At 65.0% G+C, this 14,287-nt stretch carries 17 protein-coding genes; 8 read left to right on the top strand and 9 right to left on the bottom strand.

What is annotated here, in order from left to right:
- Positions 1 to 100: 100 nt before the first annotated feature.
- From infA to ACZ9BC_RS12325, 7 genes are all read left to right on the top strand, one after another.
- Positions 101 to 322: a translation initiation factor IF-1 gene (gene infA / locus ACZ9BC_RS12355; protein ID WP_009358723.1), complete on the top strand. Its 222-nt coding sequence runs from the start codon at positions 101 to 103 to the stop codon at positions 320 to 322.
- A gap of 69 nt (positions 323 to 391) precedes the next feature.
- Positions 392 to 505, top strand: a complete 114-nt coding sequence (gene rpmJ / locus ACZ9BC_RS12350) for a 50S ribosomal protein L36 (protein ID WP_009358722.1) — start codon at positions 392 to 394, stop codon at positions 503 to 505.
- A 174-nt stretch (positions 506 to 679) separates the two neighbouring features.
- Complete coding sequence (gene rpsM / locus ACZ9BC_RS12345) at positions 680 to 1,054, top strand: 30S ribosomal protein S13 (RefSeq protein ID WP_003803743.1); 375 nt, start codon at positions 680 to 682, stop codon at positions 1,052 to 1,054.
- Between the two features lie 54 nt (positions 1,055 to 1,108).
- Positions 1,109 to 1,510 carry a 30S ribosomal protein S11 gene (gene rpsK, locus ACZ9BC_RS12340; protein WP_009358720.1) on the top strand — a complete coding sequence of 134 codons (402 nt, stop codon included), beginning with the start codon at positions 1,109 to 1,111 and terminating at the stop codon, positions 1,508 to 1,510.
- 130 nt (positions 1,511 to 1,640) lie between these two features.
- A complete protein-coding gene (locus ACZ9BC_RS12335; RefSeq protein ID WP_013601812.1) occupies positions 1,641 to 2,651 on the top strand; it encodes a DNA-directed RNA polymerase subunit alpha in 1,011 nt (336 codons plus the stop codon).
- Between the two features lie 68 nt (positions 2,652 to 2,719).
- A complete protein-coding gene (gene rplQ / locus ACZ9BC_RS12330) occupies positions 2,720 to 3,295 on the top strand; it encodes a 50S ribosomal protein L17 (RefSeq protein WP_476246191.1) in 576 nt (191 codons plus the stop codon).
- Positions 3,296 to 3,327: 32 nt separating this feature from the next.
- Complete coding sequence (locus ACZ9BC_RS12325) at positions 3,328 to 4,221, top strand: tRNA pseudouridine synthase A (RefSeq protein ID WP_476246190.1); 894 nt, start codon at positions 3,328 to 3,330, stop codon at positions 4,219 to 4,221.
- A 25-nt stretch (positions 4,222 to 4,246) separates the two neighbouring features.
- Here ACZ9BC_RS12325 and ACZ9BC_RS12320 read toward each other — a convergent pair whose 3' ends face one another.
- Positions 4,247 to 5,911, bottom strand: coding sequence for a sensor histidine kinase (locus ACZ9BC_RS12320; protein WP_476246189.1), 1,665 nt, complete (start codon positions 5,909 to 5,911; stop codon positions 4,247 to 4,249).
- 253 nt (positions 5,912 to 6,164) lie between these two features.
- Between ACZ9BC_RS12320 and ACZ9BC_RS12315 the strand changes: the two genes are divergently transcribed.
- The gene (locus tag ACZ9BC_RS12315; protein WP_476246188.1) at positions 6,165 to 6,956 is read left to right on the top strand and encodes a response regulator transcription factor; all 792 of its coding nucleotides are present in this window, start codon (positions 6,165 to 6,167) and stop codon (positions 6,954 to 6,956) included.
- Positions 6,957 to 6,962: 6 nt separating this feature from the next.
- Here the strand turns inward: ACZ9BC_RS12315 and ACZ9BC_RS12310 are convergent, their stop codons facing one another.
- The 8 genes from ACZ9BC_RS12310 to ACZ9BC_RS12275 form a co-directional block, all read right to left on the bottom strand.
- Positions 6,963 to 7,424, bottom strand: a complete 462-nt coding sequence (locus tag ACZ9BC_RS12310) for an Hpt domain-containing protein (protein WP_476246187.1) — start codon at positions 7,422 to 7,424, stop codon at positions 6,963 to 6,965.
- A gap of 91 nt (positions 7,425 to 7,515) precedes the next feature.
- On the bottom strand, positions 7,516 to 8,400 hold the full coding sequence (locus tag ACZ9BC_RS12305; protein ID WP_476246186.1) for a type II secretion system F family protein: 885 nt from the start codon (positions 8,398 to 8,400) through the stop codon (positions 7,516 to 7,518).
- A 7-nt stretch (positions 8,401 to 8,407) separates the two neighbouring features.
- Positions 8,408 to 9,340 (bottom strand): type II secretion system F family protein, encoded by a 933-nt coding sequence (locus ACZ9BC_RS12300; protein ID WP_476246185.1) that lies wholly within the window; start codon positions 9,338 to 9,340, stop codon positions 8,408 to 8,410.
- Positions 9,341 to 9,349: 9 nt separating this feature from the next.
- The gene (locus ACZ9BC_RS12295) at positions 9,350 to 10,870 is read right to left on the bottom strand and encodes a CpaF family protein (protein WP_476246184.1); all 1,521 of its coding nucleotides are present in this window, start codon (positions 10,868 to 10,870) and stop codon (positions 9,350 to 9,352) included.
- Entirely contained in the window at positions 10,870 to 12,066 is a 1,197-nt protein-coding gene (locus tag ACZ9BC_RS12290; RefSeq protein ID WP_476246183.1) for a CpaE/TadZ family protein, read from the bottom strand. The genes ACZ9BC_RS12295 and ACZ9BC_RS12290 overlap by 1 nt, the downstream gene beginning before the upstream one ends.
- Positions 12,063 to 12,818: a Flp pilus assembly protein CpaB gene (cpaB, locus tag ACZ9BC_RS12285; protein ID WP_476246182.1), complete on the bottom strand. Its 756-nt coding sequence runs from the start codon at positions 12,816 to 12,818 to the stop codon at positions 12,063 to 12,065. Before cpaB ends, ACZ9BC_RS12290 begins: the two co-directional genes overlap by 4 nt.
- Before the next feature lie 30 nt (positions 12,819 to 12,848).
- A complete protein-coding gene (locus tag ACZ9BC_RS12280) occupies positions 12,849 to 13,880 on the bottom strand; it encodes a pilus assembly protein TadG-related protein (RefSeq protein ID WP_476246181.1) in 1,032 nt (343 codons plus the stop codon).
- Positions 13,877 to 14,251 carry a TadE/TadG family type IV pilus assembly protein gene (locus ACZ9BC_RS12275; RefSeq protein ID WP_476246180.1) on the bottom strand — a complete coding sequence of 125 codons (375 nt, stop codon included), beginning with the start codon at positions 14,249 to 14,251 and terminating at the stop codon, positions 13,877 to 13,879. The genes ACZ9BC_RS12280 and ACZ9BC_RS12275 overlap by 4 nt, the downstream gene beginning before the upstream one ends.
- Positions 14,252 to 14,287: the final 36 nt, after the last annotated feature.

The raw sequence follows: 14,287 nt of genomic DNA, 5'->3' as shown, positions 1-14,287 counted from the left end.
CCTCTTTGGGCCTGGAGCAGGCAATCGATCCAACAAAAACGTTCGTGGTCATGCCCGGTGCAATCCGGCAGGGCTGCGGCAACAACAGTTAGCGGAGGGTATGGCCAAGAAGGACGGGGTCATTGAGATCGAAGGCGTTGTGACCGAGGCGCTGCCTAACGCGATGTTTCGCGTTGAGCTCACCAACAAGCACATCGTTCTGGCACACATCTCTGGAAAGATGCGTCAGCACTACATCAGGATCCTCCCCGAGGACCGCGTAGTGGTGGAGCTGAGCCCGTACGACCTCACCCGTGGTCGTATCGTCTACCGCTACAAGTAAATTGCTGGGCGGCTTCAGCGCGAGCTGTTGCCGCTCCAGTTGACCAACTGTTACACGCAAAGGAATGCCATGAAGGTCAAGCCGAGCGTCAAGCAGATCTGCGAAAAGTGCAAAGTGATCCGCCGTAATGGCCGGGTCATGGTGATCTGCGAGAACCCGCGCCACAAGCAGCGCCAGGGCTAATTCCCTTCATCGGGAAATCCTGGGTTGCTAACCCACGCAAGTAAATAAAGGCAGCACAAGCTGATCTGGGACGTATGGAGCCCGGGCAGCTAACCCCCGGTCGGAGGCTGGGGCCGCACAGAACGTGCGGGTGTACTGCCTACGACCTCCGGTTTATCAAGGAGTACTGCCACTATGGCTCGTCTCGCTGGCGTAGACATTCCCCGCGAAAAGCGGCTGGAAATTGCGCTTACTTACATCTACGGCGTGGGCAAGACCCGTGCACACGAAACCCTGGCTGCCACTGGCATCAGCGCTGACGTCCGCGTTAAGGACCTCACCGATGCCCAGCTGGTTGAGCTGCGTGACTACATTGAAGGCAACTACAAGGTTGAGGGTGACCTTCGCCGCGAAGTAGCAGCTGACATCCGCCGCAAGGTTGAAATCGGCAGCTACGAAGGCCTGCGCCACCGCAAGGGCCTGCCCGTACGCGGTCAGCGTACGAAGACCAACGCACGTACCCGCAAGGGCCCGAAGCGTACTGTCGCCGGCAAGAAGAAGGCCCGTTAAAATCCCGTCCGGGATTAACGGAGCTTTCCCCAATAACTTTCTGTAGGAGAAAAAATGCCCCCGAAGACTCGTGGCGCGGTTCGCAAGCCGCGTAAGAAGGACAAGAAGAATATCGCGCTTGGCCAGGCGCACATCAAGAGCACGTTTAACAACACCATCGTTTCCATCACGGATCCGACCGGAGCTGTTATCTCTTGGGCTTCCTCAGGTGAGGTTGGCTTCAAGGGCTCGCGTAAGTCCACCCCGTTCGCTGCCCAGATGGCTGCTGAAGCCGCTGCCAAGCGTGCGCAGGAGCACGGCATGCGCAAGGTAGACGTTTTCGTCAAGGGTCCGGGTTCCGGACGCGAGACGGCAATCCGTTCGCTGCAGGCCGCTGGCCTCGAGGTTGGCTCCATCCAGGACGTCACCCCCGCAGCACACAACGGCTGCCGCCCGCCGAAGCGCCGCCGCGTCTAAGGCTTTCCCGCCGCATGAGCTTGCCCGGACCGTCGATGGTCCGGGCAAGCCCAGCGCGTTAAGTCTTCAGACCGAATTTCCACCACCTGTGTTGCGTCATATAGCGGATGCTCGCCGAAAGGAAACCTAAGTGCTCATTGCACAGCGCCCCACCCTCTCCGAAGAGGTAGTCTCCGAAAACCGTTCGCGTTTCATCATTGAACCGCTGGAACCGGGCTTCGGCTACACCCTCGGAAACTCCCTCCGCCGTACCCTGCTCTCCTCCATCCCCGGTGCTGCCGTAACCAGCATCCGGATCGATGGCGTGCTGCACGAGTTCACCACGGTTCCGGGTGTCAAGGAAGATGTCACTGAGATCATCCTGAACATCAAGAGCCTCTCGGTTTCCTCCGAGCACGACGAGCCGGTTGTCGCATACCTGCGCAAGCAGGGCCCCGGAGTCGTCACCGCCGCGGACATCGCTCCGCCGGCCGGCGTCGAATTCCACAACCCGGATCTGCACATTGCCACGCTGAACTCGAAGGGCAAGTTCGAACTCGAACTGACCATCGAGCGCGGCCGCGGCTACGTTTCGGCAGCTCAGAACAAGTCCGGCGACGCAGAGATCGGCCGTATCCCGGTCGACTCCATCTACTCGCCGGTGCTGAAGGTTACTTTCCGCGTGGAAGCAACCCGTGTTGAGCAGCGCACCGACTTCGACAAGCTGATTGTCGACGTCGAGACCAAGCAGGCCATCGCCCCGCGCGATGCCGTCGCTTCCGCAGGGACCACCCTGGTGGAACTGTTCGGTCTGGCCCGTGAGCTGAACACCGCAGCTGAAGGTATCGAGATCGGCCCGTCACCCACCGACGCTGCCCTGGCAGCCGACATGGCACTGCCGATCGAGGATCTGGACCTCACCGTCCGTTCCTACAACTGCCTCAAGCGTGAGGGCATCCACACCGTGGGTGAACTCGTTGCACGCTCCGAGGCTGACCTGATGGACATCCGCAACTTCGGTGCAAAGTCCATTGACGAGGTCAAGGCAAAGCTGGTTGAACTGGGCCTGTCCCTCAAGGACTCGCCTCCCGGTTTTGACCTCGCAGCACGCGCCGCAGCAATCGAAGAGGACGACGCCGCCTTCGGCGACGACGAACTCTAAACCAGACCTTGGCCGGCGGGCTGCACCATGGTGTGCGGCCCACGGCTTCCACATGAGGAGAAACAATTATGCCTACCCCCACTAAGGGTCCGCGCCTCGGAGGCGGCCCGGCTCACGAGCGCCTCATGCTCGCGAACCTGGCAGCATCCCTGTTCGAGCACAAGCGGATCACCACCACGGTGACCAAGGCCAAGCGCCTGAAGCCGTACGCAGAGCGACTGGTGACCTTCGCCAAGCGCGGCGACCTGGCTTCACGCCGCCGCGTCCTGGGCCTGATCAGCAACAAGGGCGTCGTCCACGAGCTGTTCACCGACATTGCCCAGGCAGTGGAGAACCGCGACGGCGGCTACACCCGCATCACCAAGATCGGCAACCGCAAGGGCGACAACGCTCCCATGGCTGTCATCGAACTGGTTCTCGAGCCGGTTTCCGCCAAGCAGGCCGTAGTCGCCGAGGCTACCCAGGCTGCTGCCAAGGCTGCTCCGGCTGCCGAGGAAGCTCCCGAGGCTGAGGTCGCCGAGACCGAAGCTGCTGAGGCTCCCGCCGCTGAAGAAACTGCGACTGAAGAAGCTGCCACCGAAGAGGCTCCGGCCGCTGAGGAAGCTGCTGAAGCTTCCGCTGCCGAGGAAAAGGATGCGAAGTAATTCGCTGATTTTCTTCGCATAGACTTAAGTCTATGAACGACCAAAAACCCGCGGCCCCCGTTTTGGGGGGCGGCGGGTTTTTGCGTGTCCGGCTTGATTTGTCCTACGACGGCGGCCCCTTCAGCGGGTGGGCATTGCAGCCGGGCCTGCGGACAGTCCAGGGCGTCCTGGAGGAAGCGCTGCAGCTCCTGGTCCGCCGCCCCATCCGCGTCACCGTTGCCGGGCGGACCGACGCCGGCGTCCACGCCCGCGGGCAGGTGGTCCACCTGGACCTCACGGAAGCCGAGTGGCTGGGACTTCCGCGCGGGCACGAACTCGATCCCGCCGTCGCCATGCTCCGCAGGATCCGCGGGGCACTGAGCCGCATCCTCGGCGACCTCACCGGCGCCGTCGAGGTGCACCGGATTTCGCTGGCGCCTCCCGGCTTCGACGCCCGTTTCTCGGCCCTCTGGCGGCGTTACAGCTACCGGATCGCCGACGGTCCCGCTCTCTGGGACCCGCTTGGCCGCTACTCCACCCTGTGGCACAAGAACCCGCTAAATGTGGCACTGCTCAACGAAGGTGCCTCCAAGCTGCTGGGGCTCCAGAACTTCCTGGCTTTCTGCAAGCCGCGGGAGGGGGCCACCACCATCCGCGAGCTACAGCGCTTCGAGTTCACCCGCGCGGAGGACGGCGTCATCGTCGCCACCGTGCAGGCCGACGCGTTCTGCCACAACATGGTGCGCGCCCTCATCGGCTCCGCCCTGTACGTGGGGGAGGGCGTGGTGGAACCGGGCTGGCTGCATGAACGGCTGCTGGCGAAGAAACGCGACGCGAAGTCCGTGCTCGCCGCGCCGCACCCCCTGGTGCTGGAGGAAGTGGCCTACCCGTCCGACGACGAGCTGCTGGCCCGCGCCGAGCTGACAAGGGCGCTGCGGGAGACGTGACCCGGGCGGTTGAGCTTGTCGAAACCTAGAACGACGGCGGGGGTTCGTCGGCGGGCAGGGTCAGGGTGAAGGTGCTGCCTTCGCCGTGGCCGCTTTGGCAGGTGATGGTGCCGCCGTGCCGTTCCACGATCAGTTTGGTGATGGACAGCCCCAGCCCGGCACCGGAGATGGCCGCTTTGCGGGCGGCCTCGGTGCGGTAGAACCGCTTGAACACCCGGGCGGCGTCCTCATTGGTCATCCCCATCCCGGTGTCGCTGACGCTCAGCTGGATCCAGTCGTTGCCGGTGCTGGCGCTGATGCTGACCTTCCCGCCGTCGGGGGAATACTTGATGGCGTTGGACACCAGGTTGTCCAGCGCCTGCCCGATCCTCAGCGGATCGGCGTAGGCCCAGAGAGGGGACGGAACGTCCGCGGTGAGCTCGATGTGCGCCCGCTCGGCCTGTGCCTGTGCGGAGCCCACGCTCGTTTCCACGAGGCCTGCCAGGTCCGTCCGCTTCGGGTGGACGTTCAAGGCAGCCGATGCTGACGCCGTCAGGTCGGAAACCAGCGCCAGCAGCCGCTCCGAATTCCGCTGCACCACCATCAGGCGCCGGGCCACATGCGGCGGGAGGTCCGCCGCGTCGTCGAGCACCATGTCCACGTTGCCGATGATCGAATTCAGCGGGCTCCGGAATTCGTGGGAAACGTTGGACACCAGTTCCTCATTCGCGGCCAGCGCCTCCACCAGGCCGGTCACGTCACTGAACACGACGACGGCGCCGCTGGGGCGGCCGTCATCGCCGGCGAGCTGCCGGGCGGCAGTGGAGATGGCCCGCTGGTCGGTGCCCTCGCCGATCCAGATGAGGTAGTCAGCAAAGGACTCGCCGTGCACGGCCCGCCTGACGGGGCGCTTGTCCTCGGGCAGGGCAGTCTGTTTGTCCAGGGCGAAGATGGCCTGCTGTGCTTCGTCGCGGTCCTCAGGCCCGCTGGCGATCTCCCGGAACAGGCGCTGCCGGTCATTGATCAGGAGATGGTTCCCGGCCGTATCGACGGCGACAATGCCGACGTCGGTGGCGTCCAGTACCGTCTGCAGCAGCTTTTCCCGGTCCCGGCTTTCGCCCAGCAGCCTCCGGAGCTCCAAGTCCTTTTCCGCCAGCTCCCGCTGCTGCATGCGCAGATGGACACTCGCAAACCTGATGGCCAGCGACACGGAGAGCATCATGAGCGGGAAGAGGAACACGGTGGTGATGTCCGAGGCCGTGCGGTTGGGGAGTTTTCCGGCCACGGACGGGAGCATGATGAAGAACGGGCCCGCGAAGCTAAGGACCAGGCTGCTGCGGGTCAGCATTCCGGAGGCCGAGAGCCAGATCACCGGGAAGACCGCCAGGACCGCCAGGCCGGGGAGCAGGGGCGCAGCCCCGTTGCGCAGCAAGCCGATTGCCACGAAGTCCAGGATGGGGATCAGCAGGTACGGGCGGTGCGCCAGCCGCTCCCACGGGACCAGGAAGCAGGCCAGGATCAGGACGGCGTGCAGGACAATGCCGCCCAGGTACAGCGGACTGTGCAAAAGCTCTGGCCACGCGAACGGGGTGGCAATCGCCAGTGCCGCGACGATCAAGGTCAGGGGAAGCTGGCAGAGGGCAACCTGCGACCTGGGCCCGAGCCGCTGGAAGAAGCGGGCAGGCCCACGGGGATAAAGCCGTTCAGCCATGACACGGGCCATGGCCACGGTGGATCATCACATGAACGGCCGCCGTCTGTGCCGCCGAATTCCTTCTGGGCAACGTGGCGCATCCTTTCCGGCTCGTAATCCACATCCTTGTCATAATAATTGACTTTTCAAATGCAAAGTTGAAACAGATGTCATTAAAGCGGCTTGCTTGTAGCGTATAAAGAGTTGGAGCGGATATGGCATTGGCGCTGGGCCGATGGGGGGCCATGTCCGCCTGGCTCAGGGATAGTACATGGACGACGATCTTGGTGTGGCTGTAGTCATCGAAGACGACGCTGACGTTCGAAACCTCCTCGAAGGGGTTTTGAGCCAGGCCGGCTTCGAGGTTCATACAGCGGTTGACGGGCGGGCCGGGGTTGAAGTGGTCCGCAGCAAGCAGGCGAACGTGGTGACACTGGACATCGGCCTGCCGGATATTGACGGGTTTGAAGTCCTTCGGAGGATCCGGCATTTCAGCAATGCGTATGTGGTGATGCTGACCGGCAGGACAGAGGAGCCGGACCTGCTGTCCGCGCTCAATGCCGGCGCGGACGACTACATCGCGAAGCCATTCCGGCCCCGGGAACTGCGGGCGCGGGTGGCGGCGATGATGCGCCGGCCCCGCCATGAAACCAGCGGCCACAAGCCGGCGCAGGCCATGTGGCCGGCTGCTCCGGCTGCCCCCGCCCCGCGCCAGCACGATACCGCCGTCCTGCAGCACAACGGCCTGGTCTTGAACCACCGGACGCGGACCGTGGAAGTCCAGGGGGAACCGCTGGCGCTCACCCGCAGCGAGTTTGACCTGCTGCACGTGCTGCTGCGTGGCGGCGGCGCGGTGTGCACCCGGGCCGACCTGGTGCGGGCGGTACGCGGCGAGTTCTACGACGAAGACACCTACATCAGCGAAGCGGACGAGCGCGCCGTCGAAGTCCACATCGGCAACCTGCGCCGGAAACTCAAGGAGGACCAGCTGTCACCGCGGTGGCTGCAGACGGTGCGCGGGGTGGGCTACAGGCTCGCTCCGGGCCGCCCGCACGAGTGGTAGGAGGGGCTAGTCGTTTTCCAGGATGTAGGTGGCCTGGAGCTCGGAAATGGTCTGGCCACCGTCCTGGGCTACCCGTTCCATCAGCATCTGTCCCTTGCCGAAGTCGCCCTGGCGGATCACGGCTTCCAGCAGCTCGGCCAGCTTGGCCAGCCGCATCCCGCCCACCATGGTGGAGCTGATCTTCAGGCTGATGGCGGCATCCAGGGCGGAGGCGCTGTCCTGGCTGTGCACGGCTGCCTCCAGGCGGGAGTACCGATGGTGCCACATGGCCGCGTAGTCACGGGCAAAGCGCTGGGCGAGCCCCGAGCCGGCCAGCTCGTCCTCCAGCTCCTCCAGGACAGCGGCGTCAACGAGCGGCAAGAGCCCGGCCGCTTCCTGTGAGGATCCGCTGAGGCCGGCTGGCATGATCCCGGGCTCGAAGGCCGCAGGTGCCGCCTCGTCGCTGGAGCCGGGAGCTGGACTGTGCATTGTTCAAGGCTACTTCCTGAATTTCTTGAATTGTGCTGTTTGGGGTGATCCTTTGACAACCTTGAGCGATCCTTCAGCCGGACCTGCGGCCTTATTGGCCACTGAACGTCATCACGGTATTAACAACGGCCGGTCCCAGAATGGCGATGAAGAGGACCGGGAAAATGAAGAAGAGCAGCGGGAAAAGGATCATGACGGGCAGTTTCATGGCCTTTTCCTCGGCGCGTTGCCGCCGCTTGACGCGCATGACCTTTGCCTGGACCCGGAGCACCCGGCTGATGGCGATGCCGTACGTGTCCGCCTGGACCACGGCCTGCACAAAGCTGCGCAGCTCCGGAATATTGGTCCGTTCGGCCAGCGCGATGTAGGACTCCCGGCGGCTGCGGCCCACCTGCATGTCCTGGAGCGTGCGCACCAGCTCCTCGGCCAGCGGGCCCTTCCCGTTTTCGCCGGCGCGTGCCATTGCACCTTCGAAGCCCAAGCCCGCCTCCACCGAGATGAGCATCTGGTCGAGGGTGTTGGCCAGTTCCAGCTGGATGGTCTTCTGGCGCTCCAGGCCCTTGCTGTAGAGCAGGAGGTCCGGGATGAAGTAGCCCAGGAACAGCACAAAGAGCCCGGCCAGTTTCATCATCGGGCTGCTGCCGATGGCGGTCAGGTAGAAGCCCAGCCCGGCCCCCGTGAGCCCGAGGGCAAGCTTTGAGCCCAGGACTTTGCCCAGCGGCATGGACGCCGGGCGGCCTGCGAGGGAGAGCAGACGGTCCAGGAACGCCACGTATGCAGGGGGAGTGAGGCGCCGGCCGACGCCTTCCAGCATCCCGGGCTTGCCGGCGGGAGCAACAGCGACGGGTGCGGCACCGCGGGACAGGAGATCGCTGACGGCGAGCCGGCCCTGCCGGTCCACTGTCAGCACGGACCAGGCCAGCACGCCCACGGGGGCGCAGACCATCAGGATGGACAGAAGCACAATCAGGTTCATGGTGTCCTCAGAACTTCAGGTCGATGATCTTGCGCATCCACAGCGCACCGATGGTCATGAGGACAAAGGACGCTCCGATCATGGCCCAGCCCAAGGGGTGGGTGAACATGGAGTTCATGTAGCTGGGGCTCACGGACAGGAGCATGGCCACGATGCCGAACGGCATGGCGATGAGGATGTAGGCCGAAAACTTGCCTTCCGCCGCCAGGGCTTTGATGTGGCCTTTAATTTCGGCGCGCTCGCGGATGGTTTCGTTGACCTGGTCCAGGACGTCCGCCAGGTTGCCGCCCACTTCACGGTTGATCTGGATGGCCTGGGAGATCCAGACGAAGTCCTCGTTCTTCATCCGCTCGGCGGTGTCGTTGAGGGCTGCCAGGAGGTCGCGGCCCAGGCTGGTCTCGGTGATGACGCGGCGCATCTCCTCGGACGTCGGCTTCTGCGACTCGGTGGCAGCGGCATCGATGGCGCGCAGGATGCTGTGGCCCGCGCGCAAACCGCCGGAGAGCAGCTGCAGGGTGTCGCCGAGCTGGCCGTCGAAGGCCGCCCGGCGCTTCCCGGCCAGGAATCCGAGGACGAGTTTTCCGACGAAAGGTGCCAGCAGTGCCAGGAGCAGCCCCACCAGCGGTCCAACCGTGACAGTACCCACCAGCATTCCGATGCCGGCGCCGATGCCCACCAGCAGGAAGAACTCGGCCTGGCTCAGGCGCAGCCCGGCGTCCTCCAGCTCCGTGCGGGCGAACAGCTTCACGTTGCGTCCGGCAAGGGGCCGTTCGAAGGAGCGGACGGCGGAGAGCGCCAGCCGGGAGATCGAGGATGGCGGCTCGGCCTCAAACGGACGACGGCGGTCCAGCGGCACCGAGGGGGCGGCCGGCAGGATCACGGCAACGCCGAGCAGGCAGACGGATACCAGCAGGATGACGGCTCCAACAGCGAGAATCACGGCGGTGCCCTATCTTCCGGTCTGGTTCTGGGCAACGGGTGGTTGTCCCGTGAGAGCCTGCGGTCCGGCGAAGACGCCGGGCGAGACGTGGATGCCCAGGTCCTCGAACCGGTCGATGAACCGCGGCCGAATGCCGGTGGCCACGGGTTTGCCGAGGAACCGACCATGGGCGTCCACGCCGGCCGAGTAGTCGAAGACGAAGGCGTCCTGGAGGGTCACGATGTCCCCTTCCATTCCCTGCACTTCGGTGACGTGGGTGATGCGCCGGGAGCCGTCCCGCAGGCGGGAGATCTGCACGATGAGGTTGACGGCGGACGCGATCTGTTCCCGGATGGCGCGCAGCGGCAGGTCCATGCCGGCCATAAGCACCAGCGTTTCGAGCCTTGCCACGGCGTCGCGGGGAGAGTTGGAGTGCACGGTGGAGAGCGACCCGTCGTGGCCGGTGTTCATGGCCTGCAGCATGTCCAGCGATTCGCCGCCGCGGACCTCGCCCACCACAATCCGGTCGGGCCGCATACGCAGGGAGTTCCGGAGCAGCTCCCGGATGGTCACCTCGCCCTTGCCCTCGGTGTTCGGCGGCCTGCTTTCGAGGCGGACCACGTGCTGCTGCTGGATCTGCAGTTCCACGGCGTCTTCGATGGTGACGATCCGCTCGTCCGCGGGAAGGAAGGAGGACAGGACGTTGAGGAGAGTGGTCTTGCCCGTGCCTGTACCGCCGGAAACGATGATGTTGAGCTTGGCCTTGACGCAGGCGTTCAGCAGCTCGGCCATCTCCGGCGTCAGCGTTCCAAAGTCGATCAGGTTGCGGACCGTCAGGGGGACCTTGCTGAATTTACGGATGGTCAGCGAGGACCCGCCGACCGCCAGCGGCGGGATCACGGCGTTCACGCGGGAGCCGTCCTCGAGGCGGGCATCCACCAGAGGGGAGGACTCATCGATGCGGCGGCCCACCTTGGACACGATGCGTTCAATGACCTTGCGCAGGTGCTCCTCGGAGCTGAACCGGGACTCGGTGAGCGTGAGCTTGCCCTTGCGCTCAACATAGATCTGGTCCATCCGGTTCACCATGATTTCGGTGACGGCAGGATCGTCCAGCAGGCGCTGGAGTGGGCCGTAGCCCAGGACGTCGTCGGCAACGTCCCGCACCAGGCGGGTCCGCTCTTCGGGAGTCAGGGGGACCTGCTCGGCGTCGATGATGCGGGACAGTTCCTCCTTGGCGGTGCTCCTGAGCTCCTGCTCGGTGACGGCAGCATCGTTGAAGCGCGTGCCCATCCGCTCGAAAAGTGCCGTAGCCGCCCGAAGTTTCATGGCTGCGAAGACGTCCACGCCTGGTGCCTTGGGCACCTGCTGCGTTCCGCCGTCGTGCGTTGGAACCACGACGGCGGCAGGCTCGGGAAGGTGCCCCTCCGCCGTCGGGCCCGGGGAGGCGATGGACGCGGCGGTGGTGCGGGGCCGCTCGAGCAGGGCCGTGGACGTGCCGGACGGCTGGTTGCGGTCCTGGACCGCGTTGATGCGCTCGGAGAGTTTCATCAGATGACCACCCTTCGGTGAAGCTTGCGCTGGGTCTGGGTACGCCACGCCGGGTTGAAGCGTTCCACCAGTTGGCGGAGGCTTTTGACGGCGGGGTCTTTCTTTGATTCCTGGAGGACGGGGATGCCCCGGTTGGTGGAGAGGGCCACGGCGCGGGAGCGGGGGACGCTGACGTCCACGGGCGCGCCGATGGTCGACTCGACGTCCTGGACGCTGAGCCCGGCTTTGGCGTCGGCCATGTTCAGGACCACGTGGCGGGATTCGGGCATGATGTCCAGCTGTCGGAGGACATCCAGGCCACCCCGGAGGCCGCGCAAGCTGGGAATGTCCATGGCGCTGACCCACACCACATCGGTGCACTGCTCCATGGCGGCGAGGCCGATTTCGGGCATGCCGGGGGCGGTGTCCAGGACCACGTACTGGAACTCCTGGGCCAGCTGCTCGAGGAGCCGGCTGATCTGTTCCGGGGTGATGTGGTCCGCGTCAACGGGGTTCGGCGGGGCGCACAGGGCGTAGATTCCGGCGGGGTGCACCGTGAGGAAGGCCTTGAGGACCAGGGAGTCCTGGCTTGCCGCGGGGGTGACGGCGTCCGTGACCGTGTGCTCGGGGTTGAGGTAGAGGCCGGACGCGACGTCGCCGAACTGCAGGTCCAGGTCCACAATGACCACGCTCATGGGCGCGATCTGGCCCAGGCCGATGGCAATGTTGGTGGCCAGGGTGGTCTTGCCCACGCCGCCCTTGGGGGAGAAGACGCCGATCACCAGGCCCTTGCCGGCATTTTCCGACGGCGGTGCTTCGTGGTTGCGGTGCCGTGTGGCGAAGGACTGGCAGGCGCGTTCCAGCAGGACCCGGATTTCCGCGGCATCCGCGTTGGGGCTGAGGATGTCGCGGATGCCGGCGCGCATGGCGTGCAGCAGGAAGGACGGGTCCACGTCGCTCACCAGCACCAGGCTGAGGCCGGGGAGCTGGACGTCGAAGACCTTGGCGAACCGGAGGGCCTCCTCGTAGGGGACGTCCGGGCCGATGATCAGGACTTCGGGCTGTTCCTGGTTGAGGAGGGCGAAGAGTTCGGCTGGGCCGGCGGGGAGGATGTCCGAGGCGATGGTCTGCACGGTGCCGCGGAGGCCGTGCGCGACGGCGGCGCGCAGCTTCTGGTCGAAGTCGCCGTTGGGGGAAAGGAGGACGAAGCGGCTCACTTGTACACCACTTCCTTGCGCTCGACGCGCGGTCCGTTGTCCTGGGCGTCCAGGGGTTCCTTGGTGAGCCAGAGCTCGCCGTTGATGGAGGTGAAGATGATCTTGCCGGCGTCGATGTCCGTGACGGCGACCGTGAGCATCAGTGATCCTTCCGGGAGGGTGGTGTCTGCGGGGTCGGAACCGTCGGCCGGCTTCTCGGCGCTCGCGGCCTGCGGGGCCCGCTGCACGGCGGTGACCAGGACTTTGCGGAGCGTGAGCTGGGTAGTGGCGTCCTCGGCTTTTGCTTTGTAGGCGCCGTTCTGGAAGTTGAGGGAGATGCCCACGTGGTCTCCGACATTGATTCGGCCTCCCACAACGCGCTTCGGTTCCACTTCGAAGGAGACTTCCTGCAGACCGGCGGGGACCTTCGCCACGCCTTCTGTCTTGACCTCTTCGGGTGCCACGAGCCGTTCGGCCAGGAGCTGTTCGCCGGGGACGAGGTCCACGGCGCTGACAGTTCCGGCCTTGTTGTCCAGGGTGCTCAGGGCGGTGTCTGACTTGCCGGCGGCCGGGACCTTCTCGATGACCAGCGAGGCTGCCATGTCGTTGACCGGGGTGCCGGCCGGGATGGCGGTCTTCACCACCAGGACGTCCGCCGGCTCGGTGGTGGCCAAGGCACGCTGGTCAGCGCCGTTGGCGTAGAAGATGATGAGGAGGGCTCCCACGAGCGCCAAAGCGACCGCGGCCGTTCCGGCGAGCAGGCGAGACTTCACTGTGTTACTCCGTGGTTCGGGATGTTGTGGTCAGAGGGTGAGGCGGGCGATGGTGGCGCCGTATTGGTCCACCGGGCCCAGCGTGTAGCCGTCGGCGAGCGAGACGTATCTGACGAATTTGCCGATGATGCCGCGGCAATTGCCCTTGCACTCCGTGGCGGTGGTGACGCCCGTCGTCGTCGACTTTTCACTGCGGAACTCGTAGGGGAGGCCGCTGTTGCCGCTGAACTTCCAGCCGGTGACTTCGAAGGCTGCGAAGGAGATCAGGCTGTAGACGGCGCCGGAACCGGTTCCGACGACCTTGTTGAAGACTGGCAGGAGGACGATGATTTTCCGTCCGGCCGTGATTTCATTTGCCCAGTGGGTCAGTTCGGTGGAGCAGTGGCCCGGGGCGTTGTTGCCGGTGTCGCTGCCGCCCTCGCTGGTGGCGAGGTCGATGCTGCCGCCGCATTTTCCGGCGTCCGGTGCCAGCCAGCCGAAGCCGCCGGCCACCGCGGCCCCGGAGGGACCGTAGTTGCAGTCCTCGTTGGCGTTGTTGCCGTGTTCCTGAAGGAGCTGGAGGCTGCCGCCGATGTTGTCCTTGACCTGGCAGATGGAGAACGCCAGGGGGAAAGCGGTGCGGCCGGCCTTGGGGCTGCCCCAGGCGGCTTTGGACTGGGCGCCGACTTCCTTGGTGGGGATCCCGAGGACGTCCGCGAAGAAGAGGGAGACAGAGTTGTCTTGTCCGCCCGTTTCCCTCGCGCTTGTGGTGACTGAGACTGTCCGTGCCGTCTTGTCGAGCTGGATGCTGTGCACATTGCTCATGCCGTCCAGCGCGTTCTGATTGGCGAGGCTGGTGGCTAGCGTTGACGTCGTCGAACAGTTTGTGTCAGTGGCGTCGCGGGCGCATTTCTGCGCCGTCGCGATGGCCGAGGCGTCCGCACCGCTTTGCAGCTGCGCGCGCTCGGAGTAGATGACCCCGACGTCGACGGCGATCGCCGCGAAGCCGAGGAGGGTCACCAGGAGGATGGCCACGATGACGCTGACAGCACCGTGTTCGCTGCTTGTCTGATCGCTGGTCATCCGCCGCACAGCATGACCCCCTTGCCCGTCATCGGGAACGGGCCCGCGATGCCGGTGATGGTGGACAGGTTGTAGTTGATGGTGAGCGTTACCTGGTTTCCCGTGCTGCACGCGGTGGTGCTGAGCGTGATGTCAGAAGAGGGAATGGTGGTGCTGACGGATGCGGCCGCGTTCATTGCCGCGGTCTTGGCGCCGGTTGGATCGTTGGCGATGGCCATGACCCGAACGCCGTCGCGGGCGGCGTTGGTCAGGGTGATCTGGGCGTTGTAGGCGCGCCCGAATTCGATGGTTCCCAGTACCAGCATCAAGAGGAGGGGCAACAGGAGGGCGAATTCGACGGCGGCTGCTCCGCGTTCGGAATCGCTTGCCACCTGCTGCACCTCCTCTCTAATGTCTCGTTATCGTGT

It is taken from the genome of Pseudarthrobacter sp. TE3704, from assembly GCF_056279405.1.
This window is presented reverse-complemented; position numbering and strand designations above follow the sequence as displayed.